This is a genomic window from Bacillus smithii (genome assembly GCF_001050115.1).
Lineage (GTDB): Bacteria > Bacillota > Bacilli > Bacillales > DSM-4216 > Bacillus_O > Bacillus_O smithii.
Genome location: NZ_CP012024.1, coordinates 2362093 through 2387302 on the forward strand (window position 1 = coordinate 2362093; position 25210 = coordinate 2387302).

23 protein-coding genes are annotated in these 25210 nt (G+C 42.2%); 4 read left to right on the forward strand and 19 right to left on the reverse strand.

Annotated features, from left to right (window positions below):
- Positions 1-28: 28 nt before the first annotated feature.
- The 5 genes from queA to BSM4216_RS11125 all read right to left on the reverse strand — a co-directional run bounded on the left by queA (position 29) and on the right by BSM4216_RS11125 (position 5009).
- Complete coding sequence (gene queA, locus BSM4216_RS11105) at positions 29-1057, reverse strand: tRNA preQ1(34) S-adenosylmethionine ribosyltransferase-isomerase QueA (RefSeq protein ID WP_048623750.1); 1029 nt, start codon at positions 1055-1057, stop codon at positions 29-31.
- Positions 1058-1229: 172 nt separating this feature from the next.
- Positions 1230-1442 (reverse strand): DUF2905 domain-containing protein, encoded by a 213-nt coding sequence (locus BSM4216_RS11110; RefSeq protein WP_003355492.1) that lies wholly within the window; start codon positions 1440-1442, stop codon positions 1230-1232.
- Complete coding sequence (gene ruvB, locus BSM4216_RS11115) at positions 1439-2440, reverse strand: Holliday junction branch migration DNA helicase RuvB (RefSeq protein WP_048623751.1); 1002 nt, start codon at positions 2438-2440, stop codon at positions 1439-1441. Before ruvB ends, BSM4216_RS11110 begins: the two co-directional genes overlap by 4 nt.
- A 150-nt stretch (positions 2441-2590) precedes the next feature.
- Positions 2591-3202: a Holliday junction branch migration protein RuvA gene (gene ruvA / locus BSM4216_RS11120; RefSeq protein WP_003355495.1), complete on the reverse strand. Its 612-nt coding sequence runs from the start codon at positions 3200-3202 to the stop codon at positions 2591-2593.
- Positions 3203-3620: 418 nt separating this feature from the next.
- Positions 3621-5009, reverse strand: coding sequence for an MFS transporter (locus BSM4216_RS11125; protein ID WP_174521033.1), 1389 nt, complete (start codon positions 5007-5009; stop codon positions 3621-3623).
- 423 nt (positions 5010-5432) lie between these two features.
- Between BSM4216_RS11125 and BSM4216_RS11130 the strand changes: the two genes are divergently transcribed.
- Complete coding sequence (locus tag BSM4216_RS11130; protein ID WP_003355497.1) at positions 5433-6680, forward strand: MGDG synthase family glycosyltransferase; 1248 nt, start codon at positions 5433-5435, stop codon at positions 6678-6680.
- 389 nt (positions 6681-7069) lie between these two features.
- On the opposite strand, the gene BSM4216_RS11135 is transcribed toward BSM4216_RS11130, so the two are convergent.
- Entirely contained in the window at positions 7070-7642 is a 573-nt protein-coding gene (locus BSM4216_RS11135; protein ID WP_048623752.1) for a BofC C-terminal domain-containing protein, read from the reverse strand.
- 277 nt (positions 7643-7919) lie between these two features.
- Here BSM4216_RS11135 and mprF point away from each other — a divergent pair, with 277 nt between their 5' ends.
- Positions 7920-10484, forward strand: a complete 2565-nt coding sequence (gene mprF / locus BSM4216_RS11140) for a bifunctional lysylphosphatidylglycerol flippase/synthetase MprF (protein WP_048623753.1) — start codon at positions 7920-7922, stop codon at positions 10482-10484.
- A 147-nt stretch (positions 10485-10631) separates the two neighbouring features.
- On the opposite strand, the gene BSM4216_RS11145 is transcribed toward mprF, so the two are convergent.
- The 7 genes from BSM4216_RS11145 to nadB form a co-directional block, all read right to left on the reverse strand.
- Entirely contained in the window at positions 10632-11360 is a 729-nt protein-coding gene (locus tag BSM4216_RS11145) for a YebC/PmpR family DNA-binding transcriptional regulator (RefSeq protein ID WP_048623754.1), read from the reverse strand.
- Between the two features lie 416 nt (positions 11361-11776).
- Positions 11777-12508: a YhcN/YlaJ family sporulation lipoprotein gene (locus BSM4216_RS11150; RefSeq protein ID WP_048623755.1), complete on the reverse strand. Its 732-nt coding sequence runs from the start codon at positions 12506-12508 to the stop codon at positions 11777-11779.
- Between the two features lie 103 nt (positions 12509-12611).
- Positions 12612-13577: a hypothetical protein gene (locus tag BSM4216_RS11155; RefSeq protein WP_048623756.1), complete on the reverse strand. Its 966-nt coding sequence runs from the start codon at positions 13575-13577 to the stop codon at positions 12612-12614.
- Positions 13561-14802 carry a SafA/ExsA family spore coat assembly protein gene (gene safA / locus BSM4216_RS11160; protein WP_156179251.1) on the reverse strand — a complete coding sequence of 414 codons (1242 nt, stop codon included), beginning with the start codon at positions 14800-14802 and terminating at the stop codon, positions 13561-13563. Before safA ends, BSM4216_RS11155 begins: the two co-directional genes overlap by 17 nt.
- Positions 14803-14945: 143 nt before the next feature.
- Positions 14946-16049 (reverse strand): quinolinate synthase NadA, encoded by a 1104-nt coding sequence (nadA, locus tag BSM4216_RS11165; RefSeq protein WP_048623758.1) that lies wholly within the window; start codon positions 16047-16049, stop codon positions 14946-14948.
- Between the two features lie 15 nt (positions 16050-16064).
- Positions 16065-16910 carry a carboxylating nicotinate-nucleotide diphosphorylase gene (gene nadC / locus BSM4216_RS11170; protein WP_048623759.1) on the reverse strand — a complete coding sequence of 282 codons (846 nt, stop codon included), beginning with the start codon at positions 16908-16910 and terminating at the stop codon, positions 16065-16067.
- On the reverse strand, positions 16879-18474 hold the full coding sequence (gene nadB, locus BSM4216_RS11175; RefSeq protein WP_048623760.1) for an L-aspartate oxidase: 1596 nt from the start codon (positions 18472-18474) through the stop codon (positions 16879-16881). Before nadB ends, nadC begins: the two co-directional genes overlap by 32 nt.
- 175 nt (positions 18475-18649) lie before the next feature.
- On the opposite strand from nadB, the gene BSM4216_RS11180 reads away from it, so the two are divergent.
- Together BSM4216_RS11180 and BSM4216_RS11185 are read left to right on the forward strand one after the other, a co-directional pair.
- A complete protein-coding gene (locus tag BSM4216_RS11180; protein ID WP_048623761.1) occupies positions 18650-19813 on the forward strand; it encodes an IscS subfamily cysteine desulfurase in 1164 nt (387 codons plus the stop codon).
- A 44-nt stretch (positions 19814-19857) separates the two neighbouring features.
- Positions 19858-20397 carry a transcription repressor NadR gene (locus tag BSM4216_RS11185; protein WP_048623762.1) on the forward strand — a complete coding sequence of 180 codons (540 nt, stop codon included), beginning with the start codon at positions 19858-19860 and terminating at the stop codon, positions 20395-20397.
- 121 nt (positions 20398-20518) lie between these two features.
- On the opposite strand, the gene pheA is transcribed toward BSM4216_RS11185, so the two are convergent.
- The 6 genes from pheA to BSM4216_RS11215 form a co-directional block, all read right to left on the reverse strand.
- Positions 20519-21364, reverse strand: a complete 846-nt coding sequence (gene pheA / locus BSM4216_RS11190; protein ID WP_003355511.1) for a prephenate dehydratase — start codon at positions 21362-21364, stop codon at positions 20519-20521.
- 250 nt (positions 21365-21614) lie between these two features.
- Complete coding sequence (locus BSM4216_RS11195) at positions 21615-22070, reverse strand: ACT domain-containing protein (protein WP_048623763.1); 456 nt, start codon at positions 22068-22070, stop codon at positions 21615-21617.
- 104 nt (positions 22071-22174) lie between these two features.
- Positions 22175-23464 (reverse strand): GTPase ObgE, encoded by a 1290-nt coding sequence (gene obgE, locus BSM4216_RS11200; RefSeq protein WP_048623764.1) that lies wholly within the window; start codon positions 23462-23464, stop codon positions 22175-22177.
- Positions 23465-23778: 314 nt separating this feature from the next.
- Positions 23779-24330 (reverse strand): Spo0B C-terminal domain-containing protein, encoded by a 552-nt coding sequence (locus BSM4216_RS11205; RefSeq protein ID WP_003355515.1) that lies wholly within the window; start codon positions 24328-24330, stop codon positions 23779-23781.
- 237 nt (positions 24331-24567) lie between these two features.
- Entirely contained in the window at positions 24568-24858 is a 291-nt protein-coding gene (rpmA, locus tag BSM4216_RS11210; RefSeq protein ID WP_003355517.1) for a 50S ribosomal protein L27, read from the reverse strand.
- Complete coding sequence (locus tag BSM4216_RS11215; RefSeq protein ID WP_003355518.1) at positions 24851-25207, reverse strand: ribosomal-processing cysteine protease Prp; 357 nt, start codon at positions 25205-25207, stop codon at positions 24851-24853. The genes rpmA and BSM4216_RS11215 overlap by 8 nt, the downstream gene beginning before the upstream one ends.
- Positions 25208-25210: the final 3 nt, after the last annotated feature.

Below are 25210 nucleotides of genomic sequence, written 5' to 3' on the forward strand. Positions count from 1 at the left end.
TGATGCTAACTTTGTCTGCCAAATCAATTTATTTAATAAACATCGCGTCTCCAAAACTAAAGAAACGATATTTTTCCCGCACGGCGGTTTCATAGGCATTCAGGATGTTTTCTCTCCCTGCCAAGGCGCTCACAAGCATAATCAGCGTCGATTTAGGAAGATGGAAATTCGTAATCAACCCGTCGATCGCGCGAAATTGAAATCCCGGATAAATAAAAATATCCGTCCAACCGCTAGCGGGAACAATTTTTCCGTCGTGATCCCTGGCAATTGTTTCGAGCGTTCGAGTTGAAGTAGTTCCAACACTATAAATTTTCCCGCCTTCTCTACGAACTTTTTCAATTAAATCCGCCGTTTCTTTAGACACTTGATAGAACTCGGCATGCATATCATGATCTTCCACCCTATCTACCGACACAGGGCGGAACGTTCCAAGACCTACATGCAGAGTAAGAAAAGCCAGATGAACTCCTGCAGATTCAATCTCCTTAAGAAGTTCCTCCGTAAAATGAAGTCCAGCTGTCGGTGCGGCAGCCGACCCGCGTTCTTTTGCGTACACGGTTTGATAACGGTCTTGATCTTCAAGCTTTTCTTTTATATAAGGGGGCAACGGCATTTCTCCAAGCTGATCAAGAATTTCGTAAAAAATGCCGTCATAATGAAATTCGATCACTCTGCCGCCATGATCGAGCTTCCCAACGCACTCCGCTGTCAATTGACCATCTCCGAAAATGATTTGGCTTCCTTCTTTTAACCTTTTGGCCGGCTTCGCCAACGTTTCCCAGCGATCCCCCTCCAATTGTTTTAAAAGCAGAATTTCTATATGAGCACCCGTATCCTTCTTTACTCCATACAATCGAGCCGGAAGAACTTTTGAATCATTCAATACTAAACAATCACCGGGATTCAGATGGTGCAATAAATTTTTGAAAATATCATGCTTGATTTCACCCGTTTCCTTATCCAACACCATCAGCCGGCTTTCTGAACGATTTTTTAAAGGAGTTTGGGCTATTAATTCTTCTGGTAATTCAAAATCAAAATCTTCTACATTCATTCGATGTCACCTTTTCAATTCAATCTTTTCTAAGCAGAAAAATTCTTGTTTCTAAACGTTTCCCATCCTATATGCAGGATTGAAGAACATCTTTTGCCAAATCGAGGCAGGCCGCCTGCGATTGGCAAAATGATTGGGTATTCCAAACGACCATAAGCCTTGAATGAAGATGCTACGGCCGGTTAAAACGCGACAAAAAATAGAAGATCGCGGACAACAGGACGCTTAATAGTATGGACGTAGCAATGGGAAAATAGAAGGTCATATTCCCTTTTTTTATGAGAATATCTCCCGGCAGTCTCCCAATTTTGATAAACTGCATGAGAAAACCGACCAAAAAAACAATGCCTCCAACAATCATCAATGTTTTTCCTAAACCGCTCATTCTTTAGGAACCTCCATTTGAAAGTGGTGATAAACAAGTTCCGTAACCATTCTTCCCCTAGGCGTCCGTTGTAAAAAACCTATTTGCAGTAAATACGGCTCATATACATCTTCTATTGTACCCGGTTCTTCGCCGATGCTTGCCGCAATTGTATCCAAACCAACAGGGCCGCCGCGAAATTTTTCAATGATGGTTAAAAGCAGCTTATGGTCAATGTGATCCAGCCCCATTTGATCCACCTGCAGCAACTCAAGCGCCTCAGCGGCAATATCGTACGTAATCAATCCATTTCCGCGAACTTGTGCATAGTCGCGAACTCGCTTTAGCAGGCGATTCGCTATTCGCGGCGTCCCCCGCGAGCGTCTGGCGATTTCCATCGCCCCTCTCTCTTCAATTTCCGTATGGAAAATATCGGCGGTCCGCAAAACGATTTCTTTCAACTGCTCTTGATTATAATATTCAAGCCGGCTTAAGACACCAAATCGATCCCGCAAAGGAGCTGAAAGCGATCCAGCTCTCGTCGTCGCTCCGATAAGCGTAAAAGGAGGTACATCAAGCCGGACAGAACGAGAACTTGGACCTTTGCCGATGACGATATCTAAGCAAAAATCTTCCATGGCAGGATAAAGCACCTCTTCAATGGCCCTTGGAAGACGATGAATTTCATCAATAAACAAAACATCTCCGGGCTCAAGCGACGTCAAAATAGCCGCCAAATCACCCGGACGCTCAATCGCCGGTCCTGAAGTCGACCGCAGACGGACACCCATTTCATTAGCGATTACTTGAGCCAGCGTGGTTTTTCCCAATCCCGGCGGGCCATACAAAAGCACATGATCCAAAGTTTCCTGTCTCATTCGAGCGGCTTCAATAAAAATTTCCAAATTTCTCTTTACTTTGTCTTGACCAATATACTGCTTCAGCGTTTGCGGGCGCAGACTCGGTTCCATTGCAGCTTCTTTCCAATCTGCTTCACCCGACACAATCCTTTCCTCCACCGTTCATCTCCTCCCTCCTTATATCCCATATTAACGGGCAATACGTCCCTTCCCCTTCCTTGGGACTGCAGCACAGAAGACATCCTTTTTAAGGGACGACTGCCTCACATGCTGCCCGATTGCTTCCACTTCACGGCAGGAAATGTCACTCTATATTTTCAACAGCACTTGTAAAGCTTTCTTTATATATTCATCCGTTGAAAGGGCTTTTCCTTTCAACACATGAGCCGCTTTTTGAATTTCGTTGCGGGAATACCCAAGCGCCTCCAATGCAAGAGCGGCTTCCTCCCATTCAGGAGAAAATTCAGCAGGAGATTCAGGTGATGAGGAGGAAAATAAATTAGGAAAGTAATCAGGAACGACATCTTGCAATTTGCCTTTTAAGTCTAAAATCATTTGTCTTGCCGTTTTCTTGCCAACGCCAGGAAATTTCGTCAAAAATTTTTCATCCTCGTTTTCAATGGCGGCGATCACTTGTTGAGGGGCTCCCGAAGCCAAAATGGCCAAAGCTCCTTTTGGACCGATACCTGAGACATTTAATAATTTTTGAAATAACTTTTTTTCTTCGGCTGACTCAAAACCGTACAAAGCAAGCAAATCTTCCCGTACATGCATGTGTATGTACACTTTTTTCTCGCGTCCCAGCTCTTTTGAAAACACAAATGGATTCGGCATCATGATTTGATAGCCTATTCCTTGATGATCAACGACGATATATTCAGGACTTACATATTCAATAACACCTTTAATATATTCAAACAAACCAACTCTCTCCTTTTATGCTAACCATGATTGTACCACATCTTGATTTGTGAAGCGAAAAAAACGGGAGAGAATGAATGGGACTGTCAGGAACAAAAAAGAAAAGAAGCGCAGCATTCGCTCCTATCCTTCTATGTTGTCAAAACGGCCGAAACAAGACCGTGCAACTTTTATAACAGCCGTTGCGGCAACTAATCGGCAATGACGGAAGCCGAAGTAGATTCCACCCTTCATCTCCTTTAACAAAACATCTGTTCTTATTCTAACAGAAAAATAGAAAACAAAAAACAGACCAATCAAAAACGAAACCAAGAAACCGACGGAATTTATTTTTTTAAAAGAAAAGCGGCGATCCTGCTTTCGCCATACGGAACCCTTATCTTTCCGTATCATTTGCCGACTTTAGACAATGCAGCCGCTACGATCTTTCTTTCAAGATTTTTTTCACTCGTTTGATGTCAGATACATTTTGATTGGCCATTAAAATATAACTGAATGCAGACGGAACAAGGAACAGCTGCAGCAGTGACAACGTGATCATATAACTATATGGTTCATGATAAGAAGTAGAAACGATGCCAAGCACAATTCCAACTCCTACGTTACCGACAGTTCTGCCTAAACTATTGAAAAGATTAGCGACGCTAAATGCTGTCCCCCTGTGCTCAGGAAGATTCACATCTGTTATCAGCGCCAGCCAGTTTGGCGTGTTGGCAGATTGAGCTGCGGATGCCAAAAGCGATAAAGCAAACAATAAAGCAATCCATGGATTTGTGAATATTTGTGTGATTAAACCGCCTAAAACCGATAAAGCATTATGATCATTCGGCAATGACAGATGATCCAACGGAATGAAAAACATGAGTATATAAAGAGGCATCGTCAGAAATACGAAAACAGCCGTTAATAAAGCTCTTCCTTTAAACGTTTTCTTTTGCAACTGATCACCAAGATGGCCGAAATAAGCGGAAGTCATCCCGCCGATTTGAAAAATCGCATAAAGATAACCTGATGCAATCATGGCTGTTTCCAAACTGTACCCTTGCTGCTGAATTTTATAAATATATAAAGTTGGAATCCAAATGAGGCTACCCGTTGCAATATTCATAAAAAATGCCTGCAAAAACAAAAACACGTTGCTGCCTTTTAGAAGAATAGCGGGAAGATGCTTGGCCTCTATTATGTAGTTGTAAGATTGTCCATTTCTCATCAAATCTTTCAACTCAGGATCTGACTGGCCTCTGGACGGTTCTTCTACAAAAACGTAAAGAATAATGAGAAAAAAACCGATCAACCCAACGATTTCAAAAGGCCATCTCCAACTCGTATTTATGGCCGTTAAAGAAGCCATCAGAGACCCTAAAATACCGCCTAAGCCTTGTGCCATGCCCCAAAGGCTTAACACCATCCCCCGCTTTTGATAGGGGATATAATCCGTTAAAACACTGAAACCAATAGAAGCAATACAGCCTAAACCGATTCCTGTTATGATTTGAAACAGTAAAAGCTGCCCGTAACTTTGGCTAAAGGCCGTTAAAAATACAGATATGACCCAAATAAAGGTCCCAATCATAATCAGTCTCTTACGTTTATATTTTCCGGAAAGATACCCCCAATAAACGGAGGAAACCGCTGTAACTAAAATGTTAACAGCTGAAACAACTCCTAATTTCGCAACTTCCACATGTAAATCTTTTGCTATATAGCGAAACAGCGGAGGAAATAATCCAATGATGATATTGTCAAATGCCGCAAGGGCAATAAAAACAAAGATCGTATAGATGATTCTCCATTTCGTACGTTTCAAATATAATGAAAGCTCCTTTGTCTAAAAATTTGATGATATGGTTTGCTTTAAGATCGTCAACACGAATTGGATTTCTATAATACAAGATTTCTTATGCAGCAAGATGCGGCAGCTATTGTCAACATGCATTTCCTTTCAGATTCGTCCAGCCAATGGAAGTGCAGTTTGCAAAAAAACTTCTTTGGCATTTCATCAATATGATATTATATCTACAGATCATTTCAAACAAAAGATCATGACTAAGGTTCATCCTGCTTTTTTATTGGTTAAACAGGGATGAATGCAAGACAGCCGTCTATTTTTTCTTTACATACTATTTGGAGCAAGAACATATTTCTATTTTGGAAGTCTTTTTTAGTGAAAACACAGAAAGAACTCCGTTTTATTTTTGAGTAGTACAATACTACCTTCAGGAATTCAAAAGTGTTTTCTTTTTTTTGCTTGATCAAAATGGAAGAAAATTTTAGTATTCTCCCTATCATTTATTGGTATGATTATATTATACAATGTGAAGAAAGGCTTGGTAAAATGGGCGTAAAAGTGCTGATCATTTCCTCTGATCATACAGGTCATGGGCATAAAAGCATTACAGAATCTTTATGCGAAAAAATTGGAAGGGACCATGACATCAACATACACGTTGTGGATGGCTTTTCGCTTGGCGGACAAACTCTGCTGTCGATCGGCAAACTATATGGACCGATCACGAGAAAAGCCGAAAATTTATGGAAGATGGTATATAACATATCAGCTGATAACCCAACGTTAATCAACTATTTTATAGAAGGATTAATCAAAAATAACTTCCTGCATTTGCTGGACGAAGTAAAACCCGATTTGATTTTGTCGGTGCACCCTAATTTTAACGGCTCGATTTTAAATATTTTAGAGAAACAAAATATTAAAATCCCATTCATTACACTGATAGCTGATCTTGTCAACATTAGCCCGTTATGGGCAGATATTCGAGCTGATTATATCATCAGCCCGACCGTGGAAGCGGCGGATAAGTGTATGGAATACGGCATTCCAGCGGAGAATATAAAAATTTTAGGATTTCCGGTTCGTTCCAGGTTTTTCAGAAACAACACCAATAGAAAGGTCCGTTATCAAAAAGGCGCCCCTTTAAAATGCTTGATTATGAGCGGCGGCGAAGGTGTAGGCAATATGAAGAAGATTGCGGAAATTTTGCTCGATCATTTTGATTGCACCGTCAAAATTGTGGCAGGGAGAAATGCGAAGCTGAAAGCAAAGTTAGAGCAATCCCTTTTTCCACAATATGGAGACAAAGTAGAGATTTACGGTTTCACGAAAAATATCCATGAACTGATGTTTGCCTCTGATATCGTGTTTACAAGAGGGAGTCCGAACGTCATGTTTGAAGCCATTGCTTCCAATACGCCGATGATTATAACCGGTGCGTTGCCCGGCCAAGAAGAAGACAACCCCTACTTTGCCGAAAAATCAAATTTGGGAGTAGTGTGCAATAAGACGGACGATATCAAACAGACAATGACCGAATTGCTTAAAAATAATGGAGAAAAACTCAATCATATTATCGATAGTCAAAGAAAATTCATCAATCCGCATGCAGCAGAAGATATTTTACAATTTGTTTTAGAAGTGAAAGATCAGCAAATGGAAGTTGCAGCCGGTCTTTCTTTTAAATAAACTTCAACCGGACATCGGTCTAACGGATCGCTAGTTGAAAGAACGATCTTTTTAGGGGACCGCTGTCACCTGCCTACCAATATATTTGACAAACAAATCACTACGAGAAACGAATCCTTGTTATATCGGGTTCGTTTCTAATCTTTTTCAGAAAGTCATTTGAATCTGAATAGTCAAATTCCCTTTGACAGCAAGATAACAATATTTTCAGCACTCTCCTTTTCACGGCTTTTTTGCCGCGAGCTCTATATAAGTAAAAATAAAAAGGCCTTTTCTCGGTGTTAAGTCGAGGAAAGGTCGTTTATTTTCTTGAAAACGACTGTAATTGAATACTGTATCCAAAAGCTTGGATTGAAATGAACAAAGGATCTTATAAAATCATCCTGCTTTTATTTTTCGATAGAGTACGGTTTAAACGTTTCAATCACTTTCGTATATTTTTCTTTTGTCTTAATAGGAATTCCGTGTCGTAATTCTTTTTGAACGCCGCTTTCAAGTTTATGGACATCAATTTGAAAAAAAGATTGAATAATTTGGGCGTTTTTTCCTTCCGGTTTTCCCTTGAAAATGGATAAAACCCCTTTGTCCGTAATGCCAAAATATCCGTTAGCTTTTAATAAAGGAGATATATCGTTTATTTTTTTTTGAAACACAGCTTCTGTATCATCCATTTCTACTAATTTCCAGTTTTTATAACGTTCAAGTATATCCCCAATAGAAATGAACGGCTCTGTCCGGATTTCTTCGCTGACCTCTCCATCCAAATAAATTCTGTCTAAAATCACGGTCATCGTTTTTTCAGAAACATTGGGCGACACGACAACTGCAGTACTTATTGGCTTTTCTTCACTCTCGGCCGATTTTTTGCTCGTATCCGTTTTGGCTTCATCGTGGAAAATCGTAAGGAAGAACGCTCCTGCTACCAATAACAGCATGAAACTGATTCTTGTAAACAGCGTCATGTAAACACCACCTAAATGTAATGAACTCTTGTTGATAGTTTGTTCCAAAAAGGAGAAATATAATCATAATCGAAAGAGCAAATATAGTCCTTTCAACGGACGACTATCCCTTGTTTTCTCTCATTTTGCCAAGGATACGGCCTCTTGACAGCGGAAGAAAAAAATTCTATCTTTGGCTTACTTATTATAGAATGAAGGAAGGAAAAAGCGTCTGTCGTCGCTGACGCAGCGAAACGAACTGACGGACGGACTATGCGGAGCAAAGGAGAAGATCATATTGCAACAATTCCTTACATTCAAAAGGCTACGCAGTTCAGCAAAATTTTTCTTTTCATTAGCCATCATTGTATTTGTCTTTTTTCAAGGAAAAAGAGAACTTTCCAACATCTCCATTAGCGATTCCATCCGCTTATTAAAAAGTCTTTCATCCTACCAAGTGACGGTAGTTGTATTATTAGGCTTGCTCGCGGTCAGTACGATGTTTCTTTATGATTTCTTTCTTCTTCGTTTTTTGAACTTGAATATTCGTACGGGAAAAATATTCCGCATCTCTTGGATTGCCAATACGCTTAACGGAATTTTGGGCTTTGGCGGCATCATCGGCGCGGGATTAAGAATGATGTTGTATAAGCAGCATACGAAAGAAGAATCTAAGCTGTTGAGGGGAATTGCTTGGATGGCGACAGGCACCCTTGCCGGCTTGTCGTTTTATTGTCTATTCGTGCTCTTGAACTTTTTTCATGCCAAACCTCTGCTTGCCAGCAAAAAGTGGCTCGACATCGTAGTAGTCGTCATCGCGCTCTATTTGCCCGCCTTTTTTCTTCTGTCTCGCATCAAAGGGAAAGACGCTACTTCTTTCACTTTATCGGTACAATATATGGTCGCTTCTATTATCGAATGGCTGTCAGCGGCCATTGTCGCCTTTTTTTCGTTGCGGGTTTTGGGGATCCATGTACCGTTTGGAACAGCTTGCGGCATTTTCTTCACTTCAGCTGCTGCCGGATTAATCAGTATGATTCCCGGAGGCTTAGGCGCTTTTGATGTTATTTATTTAATCGGTTTTCAAGAATTGGGCTATCAAGAAGAAACGATTGTATCCGCTCTGTTATTGTATCGTACTGTTTATTACTTTTTGCCTTTTCTTCTCGGGCTTATCTTTACCATTTACGAATTCAGCGGCAACGTATTGAAAAAGCCGGAAATGAAACCGATTCTTGGACCGGCGATTGATACTTCGAGCGTCGTCTTGTCCTTGCAAAAAAGCTGGGTGCAAAAAATTCCGTATTTGTCTTTTTCCATTTTGGTGTTTTTGAGCGGAGTCTACTTATTTTTATATGGAATTGAGCCTTATCATTTTGATCATTCAATCGCCGGCAAAGATTATACTCGTTATATCAAATTATTGTTTGACGCCTTTCTGGTCGCTCTTTCCATCACTTTGATATTAAGTGTCAAAGGGGTTTATTTAGGGACGAAGAGAGCTCGCCACTTTGTTTTCAACAGCTTTGTTCTGGCGCTTCTTTTTGTTCTCTTAACAGCGGGAACCGTTTTAGAGGTTATTTGGCTGATTGGCATGATCTTGCTTTTTGGCTACTCGAAGAAAAAGTTCGACCGCATCCGCCGTCCTGTAACGGGGGTCCGGAAACTGGTTCTTGTCGGCTTGTTTATGTTGTTTTATTGGATCTACTTTATTACGTTAAACAGTCTTCCTGATTATGCATATGAACTAGGAATGACCGTACAAAAAAATGATGTCGAATTGACATTTGGAATGAGCACCGCTATCTTCCTCATTCTGAATATCATTTTTTATTACACTTTTGAATCCAAGCACAACGAAAAATTCGAAATGGAAGTTTCCGATGAGAAGCTTTTGGAATTGCTTCATCATTATGGGGGAAATTATTTAAGCCATTTGGCGTTTTTAGGGGACAAATCCTTTTTCTTGTCCAAAGATGGAAATGCCTTTATTCAATTTTCGATCATTCGCGATAAAGTGGTGGTGCTTGGCGATCCGGTGGGAAACGAAGACTCGTTTTATTCATTGTTGAATGATCTTTATAAAAAAGCGGATCGTTTCGGTTATCATATCATTTTTTATCAAGTCCAATCTAAATACATGCCGATGTACCATGACTTTGGCAACTCCTTCTTTAAACTGGGAGAGGAAGCGATCGTCGATTTAACTTCATTTTCCTTGAGAGGAAAGCGAAAGGCAGGACTTCGATCCACCAAAAACAGATTAAAAAGAGAAAATATACGCTTTCGGATGGTGGAACCACCATTTACAGACGAATTTTTCCATAATCTTGAAGAAGTCTCTAATCAATGGCTCGGCAAGAAAAAAGAAAAAGGATTTTCTTTAGGTTATTTTGATCGAGACTATCTCTCGCTTGCCCCCGTCGCGGTATTGGAAACGGAAGAAGGAAAGATCATGGCCTTTGCCAGCTTAATGCCGACTTACCAGGAAGGAATTATTTCCATCGACTTAATGCGATATGTACCCGATGCTCCTCCCGGCATTATGGACGGTCTATTGATTGCCATGATTGAATGGGCACAAGAACACGGCTATACCACATTCAACTTAGGTATGACGCCGCTTTCCAATGTCGGCCAAACCGAAACTGCTTTTTGGCCGGAACGGATTGCTTCCCATATGTTTCATCATATTCAATATATTTACCATTTCGCCGGACTGCGAAAATTCAAAGAAAAATATGATCCAAACTGGGAGCCAAGATATATGGCTTACCGAAAATACCGCTTCTTGCCTTTCTCGATGATCGATGTCGCAAGACTCATCAATCGCGGGAAACCGAAACCATCATCTTCTAAATGATACAGCAAAAAAGGACATGCCGACATTCTACGCGTTTATCGCAGATTGCCAACATGTCCTTTTTTTATCATGAACGCTCACGTAAAAAGCTTTTATATAAAATCGAAAAACGAGGCCTTGCTCCAAATGGATGATGGATGAAACTTATTAAGCTTCTTGATAGTTATGATAAATTTCTTGCACATCATCGTTGTCTTCGAGCATGTCGAGCAATTTTTCCATTTTGGCTGATTGCTCATCATCAAGCACCGTATAAGTTTGCGGAACCATCGTGATTTCAGCGGTTGCAAAAGTAAATCCCGCTTTTTCCAAGTTTTCTTTCACTTCCATAAAGTTCTCCGGATCCGTATAAATTTCAAAAGCTTCCTCGCTCGTTTCCATTTCTTCCGCTCCGGCTTCAATAGCTTGCAGAAGCATATCATCTTCGTCGAGATTCAAATCTTCTCTTTCAATGACCAAATAGCCTTTGCGGTCAAACAAATAGGAAACACAGCCTGTTTCCCCAAGATTTCCTCCATTTTTCGAAAAAGCCATCCGCACATTTGATGCCGTGCGGTTTTTGTTGTCAGTCAAGCACGTGACCATGATGGCAACACCGCCGGGGCCATATCCTTCATACACAATTTCCTCGTAATTTTCTCCATTTTGATTGCCGCGAGCTTTTTCAATGGCTCGTTTTATATTGTCATTTGGCATGTTTGCCGCTTTCGCCTTTTCAACGACAAGCCGTAAAGCAGGGTTAGCGTCAGGATCAGGAAGCCCTCTTTTGGCGGCTACGTAGATTTCTTTCGCCAGCTTTTGAAACACTTTCCCTTTTTTCGCATCCTGCGCATTTTTTCTCCGTTGGATATTTTTCCATTTAGAATGACCTGCCATCCTAAATACCCCTCTCAAATCTGTTTTTCCGACAATAATATAGCACATTTTATTTCCTTTTGGTAAGTTCCTGGGGATTACGGACCGTTCAGGCGAACACGAGCGCAGCCTCGACAGACCAAAGGCTCTTCCTCTTCTTCGCTTTTGCTTTTTATTCCTTCCAACGCCGAATGATAATGGATGTGCCGGTCTCCTCTTTGATTTCTACGGAATAATGGAAAAAGCGCTGTTTGGCATTAACTAAGTGAAATTGTAGATGACCGCGGTGGGCGAGAATCAGTGGAAAAAGCGGACCAGGCGAGGCCCGAGAGCGAGAAGACACACGGAAAGCGAGTGAATTTCACGATAGAAAGCTTTACTCAAAAAAGGGGTGCCCCTGTGTCATATTACTGACTTTCGGGACATCCCCTTTTTCTTTATCTTTCCTGATGGCGTAAAGTTCGCATCATTTCTTTTAAATCAAGTTCTATTTGATCTTTTGGTCCGCCGTCCCTTAGTTCATTATCTATATTGCGAACGCGGCCGAAATTGCCTATACCCGTAACAACAGTGCATCGGCGCCCGTTTAAATACGGTTGGACTGCTTTTTTGACGCTTGATTTGACTTTTTCTTTAGCCGATCCGTTTTCGGTTATGACCGCAATGATCACATCTTTGTTATAAACGACGGCTCTTGCATCTTGAACATGATTGACTTTTACCGCTTTAGCGGCCAGTCTCTCTGCCATTTTCCCTTCATAAGCTTGATAATATGAATTTTTGGTCTGAGGCAATTGAGTTTGCAAATGTCCATGATAGTTTGCATCTTTACGACTGAACTGATTATCTCTGGCCCAAAAGTTTTTATCATCTTTCGCAAGCGGAACGGTCGGGTTGGGAGGATTTCCGTTATCATCACGCACTTGCAAATATCTTCTTTTATGTTCACGAATGGCCTGACCTTCTCTGCCGACAGAGTGGTCATACAGTTCTGTCATCGGGCCATCATGCCGGTCATTCGTATCGCCGCCATGCCCTTCGTTGGAAAAAACACCCTTTGGATGATAATTGGCCCGGTCGCCTCCATAAGCGTCTTCTCCTCCTGAACAAGCGGCAAGACTCAAAACCATCACTCCCGAAACGAGAGATTGGTAAATTTTTTTCACCATTATCCCCTCTTTTGCCACATAGTGAGCTCGACAATCAGCTCATTTTATAGTGTGCGGGGCTTAAAAAAAACTATACGAGGGAATGGATTCGAAAAACGATACGTCATTTGAACATTCTAGCGAATATTTTGTTAAAAAAGGCCGTGCGTTCGTCCATTTCCTTGACGGTTATTTGATATAAATACGGTAAATGACCGCTTCGAGGGCGTTTGAAAAAACGGTTCCATTCTCTAAAGATATCGCTTGGAAACAGCAAATGAGCAAGAAAAAATGGATCATCTTGATATTTGTCCAAAAAAGGATGTTTCCAAAGAAGGGATTCATCCCAATGAAGAATGGGCAAAACTCTCATGGCAAACTGAATGTAATCATATGTTTTCGGAGCAATGGCAATCAGGTCGAAATCCGTAATAAACAAGCGATTAGAGCGATCTTTGATAAAATTATGATGGGCGACGTCTCCGTGAATGATCGCCATTTCATCTTGTATCGTGAATTTCGATATTGCCTCTATCGCTCGTTCCCCCATCCATAAATACTTTTTGATCGCGTTCAAAGATAAATACCATTCCAGTTTCTTTCTATTGGCCTCAAATTCATGATGCCTCTCTTTCCATTTTTTTGTTTGATCAAACTGCGAAATAACAGACAAAAAAGAGGAATAAAATGTCTCTGTGCAAGCGTGGAATTCATTTAAAACAGAAAGAGCTTGAATTCTTTCTTCTTCTCTTTTATAGGAAAAAGGGGGAATGGATGATTCGATCCATCGGAAAACGCCATAAAATCGTTTTTGAAAGGAGATGACTTCTTCCGTTTGCATAGGATGAGGCTCTGCTGTTTTTAAAAAATGAACGCTATGAAGCGAACGAATAAGTGCTTGTTGTTGTTTCCATTTTGTTTCTGAAGAAAATTCCTTCAGAAACCATGGTCCTGACGGCAAAAAAATTTTCCATTTTCCTTCTTTTATAGGCTTATAGGACAGCACGGGTTCTTTCAACACATTTTGAACAGATAAAAGGAGACGATGACTAAAATCGTCCCCACTACATACATCATTGATCATCATCATGACTCTCATCATCCGTTCTAGAGGTCCTAAAATCTGAATTTTGATCAGACGCCGGCGGATATCCCTGTTCCCCGTAAGGAGCCGCCGGTCCTGAACTGGGCTGGCCATAAAAACCGTATGGTGCCTGCGGATACAGGGGCTGATAAGGCGCCGGCTGAACCGGCATGAAAGTCCCTCCTGGATAAGACGGGATTTGTTGTCCGCTTTGATCTTGGCAATGGCAATCATTTGACCATTTACCCTCCGTCGGTCCTGCCTGTTGATAAGGCATTGGTTGATTTGGCATTGGTTGGTTTGGCATCTGATTTGGCATCGGTTGATTTGGCATCGGCGGATAGACTGCACCAGGATAAGAAGCACCATAATAAGGATCATATCCAGTTCCCGGTGCCACTGGGGAAATCGGAACATAATTCGGCTGGTTCCCGTAAGCACCCGGAGGATACATTCCTGGAGCCTGACTTTCCGTAAAAGGCAGCAGCGCTGAGGAGGACTCTTCCATTGGTTCATTCATCCCCGCTCCGGGAAGTCCGTACGGATAGGAAGGCTGGTGAAAAACCGGATTCGCGGCAGGTTGAACAACCGGGACGGGATGCGACCACTGCGGTTGATACGGATAAACCGGGACGGGAGCGGGATAACAATTCGTATAGTATGGACTTACATATGGAAAGTTCCCGCCACATTCAAATTGGGCGATTTGATGATGATGAGACGATGATTCCTTTTCTTCCGTGAATTCCACTGACTCCTCCAGTCCGGGAAATATATTGGGCGGCACCTTATGAATTTCTTTTTGCGTTTGTTGACTAATTTGTTTGTTCATTTGCTCCATTGTCACGTCAAAATGCTGATTGATTTCTATATCCGGAACGATTGGCTGCGGCATTATGGGGGCGACATGTTTGGGCTTTTCTTTCGGGACTTCTTTTTTGGTGACTTGGCTGGGCGTTTCTGCGGTTGGAATAGTAGGAGGTTTCGATTCTTTAAATGGATGTTCGTATTTTTTTATTTCTTTTCCATGATGTCCATGGTGGCCATGATGATGGCTGGGCCCTTTTTTTACGTTTCCCCCTGTTCCGGGTATTTTAATTTTCATGCCAGGCATAATCATTTCCGGATTGGAGAGCTGAGAATTTATCTTTTTTAATTCTTCAAAAGACACGCCGTACTTTTTTGCGATCGTCCACAGCGTATCACCTTTTTGCACTATATGGATCTTCAACATTTTTCCCTCCTTAGGCGTAAGTCCATATATTGTATGCCTCAGATCCCAAAATGCGATTGAACTTACACAAAAATTTATGTTTTTTCCCCAAAAAATATGCCTTTCCTGCTCGGAAAGACATGATAGGCGGCCATTTTGAATCATGCAAGTGCAAGCATTCGTTCAAGCGCAAGTTTGGCTTCAATCGCTACTTGTTCAGGCACCTTGATGAAATTGACGGAATCTCCTTTGTAAATGGACTCCAATGACCAAAGCAGATGGGGAAGATCAATACGGTTCATCGTCATACACGGGCAAAAATTCGGGTTAAGGGAAATAATATGTTTATCCGGATGTTGTTTGATCAGACGACTGACGAGATTCATTTCTGTTCCAATCGCCCAAGATGTTCCCGGCGCCGCTTTTTCAATTGTTTGGATAATGTAGTTCGTGGAACCGCTGCTATCCGAAGCCTCCACGACTTCCCGACGACATTCCGGATGTACGATAATATTGATGTTCGGATATTTATTCCGTACTTCCCGGACATTATGGATAGTAAAATTTTCATGTACAGAACAATGCCCTTTCCATAAAATCACTTTAATCTCATTCACATCCCCATCGTAGATCAATTCGTCTTTCAACGGGTCCCAAAGAGCCATTTGTTGAAGATCGACACCTAAATCATAAGCGGTATTTCGTCCAAGATGTTGGTCCGGGAGAAACAGAATTCGTTCTTTTTGCGAGAATCCCCATTTCAATATTTTATGGGCATTGGAAGAAGTGACCGTGGCTCCGCCGTTTCTGCCAACAAATGCTTTGATCTCCGCCGTGGAATTCACATATGTTAATGGCAAAACGGTGTCGCCAAACCAATTCGCCAGCTTGTTCCATGCCCTCTCTGTTTGATGGATATCCGCCATATCCGCCATCGAGCAGCCGGCTTTCCTATCGGGCAATATCACTTTTTGATCAGGCGCGGTCAAAATATCAGCCGTCTCCGCCATAAAATGAACACCGCAAAAGACGATGTATTCCGCCTTTTTATTATCAGCGGAAATCCTCGCAAGCTTAAAAGAATCTCCAACGGCATCCGCAAATTGAATCACTTCATCCCTTTGATAATGATGCCCGGGAATAAACAATCGTTCTCCTAAACGAGTTTTCAATTCTCGGACTCTTTCTTCCATCTCTTGAATGGTCATCTTGTTATAATGCTCCGGAATCACCGTTGTTTGTTGAAGCGCCTGCAACAAATTCATCATCCAATCCCCCTTTTAAGATATAAAATTTGGCTGCACCTTTGCGCTGATATCGAGCACTTGGTAAGAGTGGGTCAAAAAGCCAAGAGAAATCCATTGTACACCCGTTTCGGCATACGCTCTCAAATTCGACAAAGTAATGCCTCCTGAAGCTTCTGTACGAATATGATTCGGCACATAAATGATCCAATCGCGTATTTGTTCCGGAGTGCAATTATCAAACATAATAACATCGGCACCGGCTTCTACCGCTTCCAGCAGCTGTTCTTTCGTTTCAATTTCCACTTCTACTTTCGTCGTGTGCCCGGCAAACTGTTTTGCCCTTTTCACCGCAGACAAAATACTCCCTGCAAATGCAATATGATTATCTTTTAACATAATGGCATCAAAAAGTCCTTTGCGATGGTTATAGCCTCCGCCTACTCGAACGGCATATTTTTCAAGCATCCTTAGACCGGGAGTTGTTTTTCTTGTATCGCAAATATTCGCCCCCGTCCCTTTAACGATTTCAACTGCCTTAGCCGTTACTGTGGCAATCCCGGACATCCTTTGAATCAAATTTAAGATCACCCTTTCGCCTTGGAGAAGGCCGCGCATCGCACCCTTGATTTCAGCTATGAGTTCTCCTTTTTCCACAACATCGCCATCTTTCCGATATACGGTTACCTCCGAAGTGGGATCGATCAGACGAAAACCTGTCTTAATGACATCACTGCCACAAAAAACGCCGTCCGCCTTTGACAAAAAGTAAAAAGAGCCGCGATCATCAGCCGTAAAAATGGCTTCTGCACTTATATCCCCGTCCCCAATATCTTCGATAAAAAAATCTTTAAGCATGGATTCCAGTTTGATGCGATTCATAAGACCCTCTCCTCCATGTTATTTTCGTTTGTTCATGGATAATGCGCCGACCTTTCCAAAAAAGGTCTTCATTTGGAAAATCGCTTCGTATGTGGGCACCGCGACTCTCTTTCCGAATCAATGCCGACTTCGTCATGATAAAACTATTGATAAACATAAAAATCGTTTGAATTTGTTCGATTGATAGCCTTTCCAAAGATTGTTCCATCAAAGATTCCAAAAACTGAACCGGCAGCCAATTCAATTGTCTGTTAAGTCCGGCTTCATCTCGGATGACGCCTACATTTTCGATCATGTTCCATTTCAACTGTTCTGAATCGAGATTTGGCATTTCGTCTTCTTTCACTTTCAACGGATAGTCATAAAGAACGGATCGTATCGACGAAACGTGAGATTCATGGTTGATAAACTCAGCTGTTCTTTTCCCAAACACAAGCCCTTCTAAAAGAGAATTACTGGCCAGCCTATTGGCTCCATGGACCCCGCTGGATGCTGTTTCCCCGATCGCATATAATCCATTGACCGAAGTTCGTCCAAAGGAATCGATGACGATTCCGCCCATTAAAAAGTGGCTTCCGGGCACTACCGGGATTTTTCCTTCCTTAAGATCCACACCCTGCTCGCGGCATAATTGAGAAATGCTCGGGAACTTTTCTTCAAAATGAGATATTCCGCTTATATCTAAAAAAACGTCCTGCTGTTCTGCTCTTCTTTTGTAAATCTCATAGGCGACAATATGTCTCGGAGCCAAATCTTTTTGTGGATGAACTCCTTCCATGATCCGCCTTCCTTTACTGTCCAGTAAAATAGCTCCGGCTCCTCTTACCGCTTCTGAAATTAAACCTTTTGTTGCTCCATCTACGTATAACAATGTTGGGTGGAACTGAACAAATTCCATATCAGCCACTGCCGCTCCAGCTCGGTAAGCCATCGCCACTCCATCTCCGATCATTCGCGGATGATTGGATGTATACGGATAAAGTGCGCCTGCTCCCCCTGTTGCCAGAACAATATGACGGCCAAAATAGCGATGAACAGAACCGTCAACTGATTTTGCCGCTACGCCGATACATCGGCTTCGATCGTTTGTAAGCAGTAGTTCAAAAACCAGCTCATTCTCCACTATTTCAACATTTGGCGGTAACCGATCCAATAAAAATTCAATTAAATAACGACCTGTTGCATCCCCGCCGCAATGAACAATTCGGCGGCGACTATGGGCTCCTTCAAGTCCTAACGCCACCTCTCCCGTTTCATTCCGGTCAACAGGAAGACCGCTTTTGATTAACTCTTTCACCACTTCAGAACCTTCCCGCACGAGGCTATCCACTACTTTAGTAGATTGGTGGTACCTTCCGGCAACTAACGTATCCTGAACATGCAAATCCAATCGATCCGTCTCGGAAACAACCGCAGCAATCCCTCCCTGTGCCTTGTAAGAGTTGCTGTTTCGGATTTTGCTTTTTGTCATGATCACTACATGAAATTGCGGATGAAGATAGCGAGCAAGCTGAAGAGCCGCCACCCCTCCCCCGATAATCACTACATCCGCTTCTTTCTCCATTCTTTATCTCTCCTTTTTGTCTCTACACGCCTGTAACATTTTCCTCTATACTCCCCCGGAGATTTTTATTTGAATTTTTACAGATGTCTTGACACATATATTTGCATAAAATTAAACTATTGACAAGCATTTTTTGAAATCGTTTTTTTTGACAGAATCGAAAGGAGTGGGAAAAATGAAATATTTTGACTGTGCGGCCACTGTTCCAATGGACGAAGAAGCTCTTTCTGCCTATGTGGAAATCAGCAAAATATATTTTGGAAACAGCAAAAGCCATCATAACATCGGGATCAGCGCCCGGGACGTATTGGAGAACGGCCGCTCCATTCTTGCCGAACAAATGGGTGTAGAACCTAAAGGACTTTTTTTTACTTCAGGAGGAACAGAAAGCAATTTGCTTGCCATCATATCACTAGCCAGAAAAGCGCGGGAAATCGGCAGAGGAAACCATATCATCACGGCTGAAAGTGAACATGCTTCTGTCCTTTCCGCCGTTCACTTTCTGGAAAAAGAGGGATTTCAAATAACCAAACTGAAAATGGAAAAAAACGGTCAAATATCGACCGAACAAGTCCTTGAAAATCTTCGTCCTGACACGATATTGATTTCCATCCAACACGTGAATCAAGAAATCGGAACACTTCAACCTATACAGGAAATCAGCAGGCTTATCGATCGAAAAAAAGTGTTATTTCACACAGATTGCGTCCAATCTTTTGGAAAAGTCGATATACGAGAAATCATTCCTTATGTGGACAGTCTCTCCGTTGCTTCTCACAAAATCGGCGGACCGAAAGGAGTCGGAGCCGTCTATATTCGCCCAGACTGCTCCTATGAACCGGTCTTTCCGCTTCTTTCGCAAGAAGACGGATTCCGTGGCGGAACGATCAACGTACCCGGAATTGCCGCCTTCGCGTTAGCTGCTGCCAAAACAGATCCTCCATCTTACTGGAAAGAATGCTCAAGAAAGCGTAAACTTTTTCGTTCCGCCTTGCCAGACTTCCCATACACCATTTATGAGGCGGAACAAAGCGTCCAGCTTCCATCCATTATCGGAATGACCATGGACGGAATAGAAGGGCAGCTTGTCATGCTCGAATGCAACCGGCTTGGCTTTGCCATTTCCACCGGCAGTGCGTGTTCAGAAGGAAAAGGAGAAGGAACCAAAACGATTACCGCCATGAGAGAACCTGATGCTTCTGCAAAACAGTTTTTCCGAATATCCTTCAGCGATCAAACGCCTGATGTTGATATCATAGAGCTGGCAAAAACACTTTATGACATCGCTCGCCGGTTCTCTCCGGGTTCGCTAGCTCAACGAACTATGATACAATCGTAGTAGAAAATCGGCTAAAAGATATTGAAGCAATTGGAGGGATTTTGTTGTCTTCCGGCAGAAAAATTTTAGGGGAAGAAAGAAGAACGCTTATTTTGCAGTATTTAAAACAATCGTCTGATCCGATCACTGGAAGCGAACTAGCGAAAAAAACCAACGTTAGCCGTCAAGTGATTGTTAACGATATTACTATTTTAAAAGCAAGAAATGAACCGATTATTGCCACAAGCCAAGGATATATGTATTTACCTCAGTCAGGCAATGATGGCGTTTTTGAGCGGACGATCGCCTGTTATCATTCTCCGGATGAAGCGGAAGCGGAGCTTAATTTGCTTGTGGACTATGGTCTTACCGTAAAAGATGTGAAAATCGAACATCCTGTATACGGTGATTTAACAGCATCCATAATGGTATCCAATCGCAAAGAGGTCGAACAGTTTATGGCCAGAATTCGCGAAACGAACGCTGCCTTTTTGTCGGAGTTGACCGACGGTGTGCATCTCCATACTGTCAGTGCCAAGGATTCCCGCACTCTTGACGCAGCGGAAAAAGCCCTGAAAAAAGCAGGATTTCTCTTAGACGAATAGTTTGACGCCTCGGAGCACCCGCAAAGGTTTTATTGAATTTCCTGGCTTAATCGCTCTTTTCATTTCATTTATGAAAAAAGGGCATCAAAAGCCTTTTTGGCTGGATGCCCGTTTTCCATATTTAAATTTGATACGATAAATAGCTTCCAAGAACTTTGACTGTACAACCCAGCGCTTCCATCTCAGCAAAGGCGTTGGGAAGCAAAATGTCGTCCATCCTTTGATTAATATCGATAATGAAAAAATAGTTTCCCAGTCCGGTCTTGACCGGCCTGGATTCAATCTTGCTCAAGTTGATTTTTCGCCAAGCAAGCGCTGATAACACTTGATGAAGCGCCCCCGCTTGATCCGATGGCAATGTGACCATAATCGTCGTCTTCTCCACACCAGACTCATAAGGTAATTCCAGCTTTTGTTCTTCTTTGGACAGCACAATAAATTTGGTATGGTTGAAATCATAATCGTGAATATTTTCCTTCACGATGGTTAAGCCGTATTTTTCGGCGGATAATGAATTCCCAATCGCAGCGGTGAGCTCTTCCGGATGTTCACTTACGTAACGTGCAGCGGCAGCAGTCGATGCTGCTTCTTCACATGGCACTTTCTCAAAATATGTATGTAAAAACTTATAGCATTGGGCAATGGCATGAGGATGAGACATCACTTTTTCGATGTTCTTCCAACGCTCTGCATTTTGAGGATGCATTAATAAATGCTGCCGAATGGGGGCAATCAACTCTGCAATAATTTTTAAATCGACTTCCTGGGTTAAATAATCAATGGTTAAATTCACGGTTCCTTCCAAAGTATTCTCCAGCGGTACTACTGCCAAATCCGCTTTTCCTTCCATAACCTCATCCATACACTCCGGAATGGTCATGCATGCTTTTTTTTCCGCTTTTGGAAAAGCAGAACAAACGGCTAAATCTGTAAATGTCGCCGCAGGTCCTAAATAAGATATCTTCATTTGATTTCTCTCTCCCTCTGTCAAGAAAATTATGAAAAATGGAGTGACACTCCCATCGGTGTTTCACGGATGATTAATGGAGCTATTTAGGCATCAGAGGCAACTGCCCCTCCATGCGGGAACAAGAATGGTTAGTGGAACCAATCGGGCATTTAGAGGCAGTTAGACCTTTTCCCCTTCTCTTTTTTCTCCTGCACATCTCCTAAAAAGGGCTTACTGTCCCTTAATGTGGGAATAATATACCTAATTTTTATGCACCCGAACCTAGCACTTCCACTTTTTCGACAAATTCCAGTTTTTTCAGCTTGTTGAGCAAGTCATCCAAGTCCGTTGACATATTGGTCACGTCAAGCGAAAGAGTGACATTCGCCCGGCCTTGAATGGGAATCGTCTGGTGGATGGTCAGCACATTGCAATGGAAACGAGCCGCTACCTCGAGCAATTGTGACAGCGTCCCTGAACGATCCTCCAAATAAAAAAACAACGTAATGATCTTCTCTTTTACAACCGTATGGAAAGGGAATACGGTATCCCTGTATTTATAAAAGGCGCTCCGGCTTAAATCAACTTTGTTTACAGCATCTTGGACCGAATCGGCTTTTCCGCGTTCCAAAAGTTCTTTCACTTCCAACGTTTTTTTCATGGCTTCCGGCAGGACATCCTCACGAACTAAGTAAAATTTTTGATTCAGATCCTTTTTTCGCAATGCATTTTCCCCCAATTGCGATAAAATAAAACTTTTGGCAGTGCTAGTGGAAAAGAATCTTCGGCCGAACATAGCTTAACGAATAGTCCGGCCCGACTCCATCATTATTCGATAAATTCAAATTCGTAATCCAATAAACGGACAGTATCCCCGTCTTTCGCTCCTTTTGCTCTGAGAGCCTCATCGACTCCGAGGCTTCTCATTTGTCTAGCAAAGCGTCGGATGGATTCATCACGGGTAAAGTCTGTCATTTTAAACAGCTTTTCAATTTTTGCCCCACTCAGAACAAAGGCGCCATCAGGATCTCTTGTAATGGTAAACTCCTCTTCAGGCCGTTCGTATTTATACACGACTCGGTGAACGCCTTGTTTTTCTTCGGCATCATGAAGAGGAAATTCAGGTGTTTCTTCCAGCTTATCCGCAATCGCAAACAATAGCTCCCGTATTCCTTCTCTCGTTGCAGCTGAAATAGGAAAAACAGGATAGTCTTCTTGAAGTTTTTCTTTAAACCGTTTTAAATTTTCATGTGCTTCTGGAATATCCATTTTATTAGCCACAATAATTTGTGGTCTTTCGGTTAACCGTAAGTTATATTCTTTTAGCTCATTGTTGATCGTTACATAATCCTCATATGGATCTCGACCTTCTGACGCCGACATATCGATCACATGGACAATCACACGCGTTCGCTCAATATGACGCAAAAATTGGTGTCCTAATCCAACCCCTTGATGGGCTCCTTCAATCAGCCCGGGCAAGTCAGCCATCACAAAACTGCGGCCGTCTTCTGTTTCTACCACGCCAAGGTTAGGAACGATCGTCGTAAAGTGGTAATCGGCAATTTTAGGCCTTGCGCGTGACACTACAGATAACAGCGTAGATTTTCCTACACTTGGAAAACCGACAAGACCAACATCGGCAAGGAGCTTTAATTCAAGAACGACATATCGTTCTTCTCCCGGTTCGCCTTTCTCGCAAATTTCCGGAGCCGGATTCGCGGGAGTGGCAAAACGGGTATTTCCTCTTCCTCCTCTTCCTCCTTTAGCTACCACTACACGCTGGCCGTGTTCCGTTAAATCGGCAATGACTTCTTTTGTATCATCATCGATCACAACCGTTCCCGGCGGTACTTTGACCACCATATCCTCCGCATTTTTTCCATGCTGATTTTTACTCATTCCGTTTTCTCCGCGCGGCGCTTTAAAATGGCGCTGATAGCGGAAATCCATCAACGTTCTCAGTCCTTCGTCGACTTCGAACACAACATCGGCTCCTTTGCCGCCGTCTCCCCCGGCAGGACCGCCTTTAGGCACATATTTTTCACGTCGGAACGCTACCATGCCATTTCCGCCGTCTCCGCCTTTAACATAGATTTTGACTTGATCGACAAACATAGAAAACCTCCATTTACTTCCCAATAAAGTCTATTGAAGATCGTTTTATTCTAAATGGTACCATACAAGTTTTTTATCTTATACGTGTGTAAAGATCGCTTATCAAAAAAACGAAGAACAGATGGTCTTCTTTGACAAAGTTTATCTTTATTAAAAGGTTGCCGCTCTTTTTTGAAGAGCGCTGCAAATTTTTTTAACACGAGGGAGAGCTGGGGACTGCTCACCTAAGCATCCAGAATCCATTTATTTCTTCATCATCATTGGACTTCTTTCAAAACAGAATGGTTATGTCCTGTGCCAGCCACACTTGATGATTATCTTTCCATAGGAGAAAAACAAACTTGAAATTGCAAGTTCTCATCTGTTGATTCGATGAATTCCACCTCTGTTTCGAAAAGCGATTTGACGGATTGCTCAATCCATCTTTCCAGTTCATGGCTGTCTTTTATTATCCCACTTAAGTCAAAAAAGAAACAATGCGCCTTGCCTCTTTCTTGAATAGAAAGAAATAAATGATTCTCTCCTCGAGGATCCACCCTCTTTTCGATTTCTTGGCACAAAGTGCACATCCATTTTGTTATGAGCTGATCGTTTAACGAAACGTTGCGATAATCATCCAAAATCTCGTATTCTAGCGTCAGTTGTCGAGACCGCCAATTGTAAGTCATGATCCATTCAGCCAAACATGGCAAATTTAAATTGGTCAGCCTTGTTTCCTGACGGCTATTTAAAATAATTTCGTCAATCACACGTTTTGCATTTTCTGTATGTCCTAAATCAAGATTGCCCTTGATTAACTGGATGCGATTCATCCAATCATGCCGCACGTATTTTAAAACTTCCAGCAGCGTCCAGTCATTATTCATTCTTTTACTCCTATTTTGTCATATAGTAACCATCCCACACTCAATGGTTTTCCCATTCTTCTTCATTATGAAGTATAACAGAAAAGATTGAAATGAGATACAGAGGATTGCTTATTAAAAAGCAGCTGCATGCAACCAATGAACGACCAAACGCTTTTTACCGCTTCCGATGCTCCTTAAAACAAAAAAAGAGGGCGCCCAAAAGTTTCCCTTTGGGCACCCCTAACAGAAAAAGGATTATGCTTCTTTCGCAACAGGATAGACGCTAACTTTCTTTTTGTCACGACCGAATCGTTCAAAACGAACAACGCCGTCAATTTTAGCATATAGCGTGTCGTCTCCGCCACGGCCAACGTTTTCGCCAGGATAGACTTTTGTACCGCGTTGGCGATAAAGAATAGAACCGCCTGTTACAAATTGTCCATCCGCACGTTTAGCGCCCAAGCGTTTTGCGATAGAGTCGCGGCCGTTTTTAGTAGACCCAACCCCTTTTTTCGATGCAAAAAACTGAAGATCTAATTTAAGCATTCTTTCCACCTCCTACAGTTTTAAATACGATCTTGATAAAATCTCCGTACTGCTGTTCAATCGTTTGCAAGGACACCACCATGGCTTCCAAAAGAAACTGAACTTTTTCCAATTCTTTTCCCGTCGTCGTTTCAGGAATAACGCAACGGAGAAAACCTCCGCCGCCTTTTTGTTCAATCTCCGGTTCCACATTTGTCAACACCATGATGGAATTAATGGCCCCGAATGACACAGCTGATGCCCCCGCGCAAACGATATCTTGGCCATATTCAGCAAAATCGGCGTGTCCGTCCATTGTAAATGAACGAATTTTGCCGGAACGATCTTTTTCGATCACGACATTTATCATCTT

What these genes read in the sequence shown, in the direction of transcription:
- BSM4216_RS11110 (WP_003355492.1), bottom strand. Translation starts at nt 1,442, where the DNA reads ATGAGCGGTTTAGGAAAAACATTGATGATTGTTGGAGGCATTGTTTTT.
- nadB (WP_048623760.1), bottom strand. Translation starts at nt 18,474, where the DNA reads ATGGAGAAAGAAGCGGATGTAGTGATTATCGGGGGAGGGGTGGCGGCT.
- rpmA (WP_003355517.1), bottom strand. Translation starts at nt 24,858, where the DNA reads ATGCTTAAATTAGATCTTCAGTTTTTTGCATCGAAAAAAGGGGTTGGG.
- BSM4216_RS11205 (WP_003355515.1), bottom strand. Translation starts at nt 24,330, where the DNA reads ATGAATAATGACTGGACGCTGCTGGAAGTTTTAAAATACGTGCGGCAT.
- BSM4216_RS11145 (WP_048623754.1), bottom strand. Translation starts at nt 11,360, where the DNA reads ATGGCAGGTCATTCTAAATGGAAAAATATCCAACGGAGAAAAAATGCG.
- queA (WP_048623750.1), bottom strand. Translation starts at nt 1,057, where the DNA reads ATGAATGTAGAAGATTTTGATTTTGAATTACCAGAAGAATTAATAGCC.
- BSM4216_RS11215 (WP_003355518.1), bottom strand. Translation starts at nt 25,207, where the DNA reads ATGATAAATGTCGTGATCGAAAAAGATCGTTCCGGCAAAATTCGTTCA.
- pheA (WP_003355511.1), bottom strand. Translation starts at nt 21,364, where the DNA reads ATGAAGATATCTTATTTAGGACCTGCGGCGACATTTACAGATTTAGCC.
- obgE (WP_048623764.1), bottom strand. Translation starts at nt 23,464, where the DNA reads ATGTTTGTCGATCAAGTCAAAATCTATGTTAAAGGCGGAGACGGCGGA.
- BSM4216_RS11135 (WP_048623752.1), bottom strand. Translation starts at nt 7,642, where the DNA reads ATGACGCTGTTTACAAGAATCAGTTTCATGCTGTTATTGGTAGCAGGA.
- BSM4216_RS11155 (WP_048623756.1), bottom strand. Translation starts at nt 13,577, where the DNA reads ATGATGATGATCAATGATGTATGTAGTGGGGACGATTTTAGTCATCGT.
- BSM4216_RS11180 (WP_048623761.1), top strand. Translation starts at nt 18,650, where the DNA reads ATGAAATATTTTGACTGTGCGGCCACTGTTCCAATGGACGAAGAAGCT.
- BSM4216_RS11150 (WP_048623755.1), bottom strand. Translation starts at nt 12,508, where the DNA reads ATGGTGAAAAAAATTTACCAATCTCTCGTTTCGGGAGTGATGGTTTTG.
- nadC (WP_048623759.1), bottom strand. Translation starts at nt 16,910, where the DNA reads ATGAATCGCATCAAACTGGAATCCATGCTTAAAGATTTTTTTATCGAA.
- nadA (WP_048623758.1), bottom strand. Translation starts at nt 16,049, where the DNA reads ATGAATTTGTTGCAGGCGCTTCAACAAACAACGGTGATTCCGGAGCAT.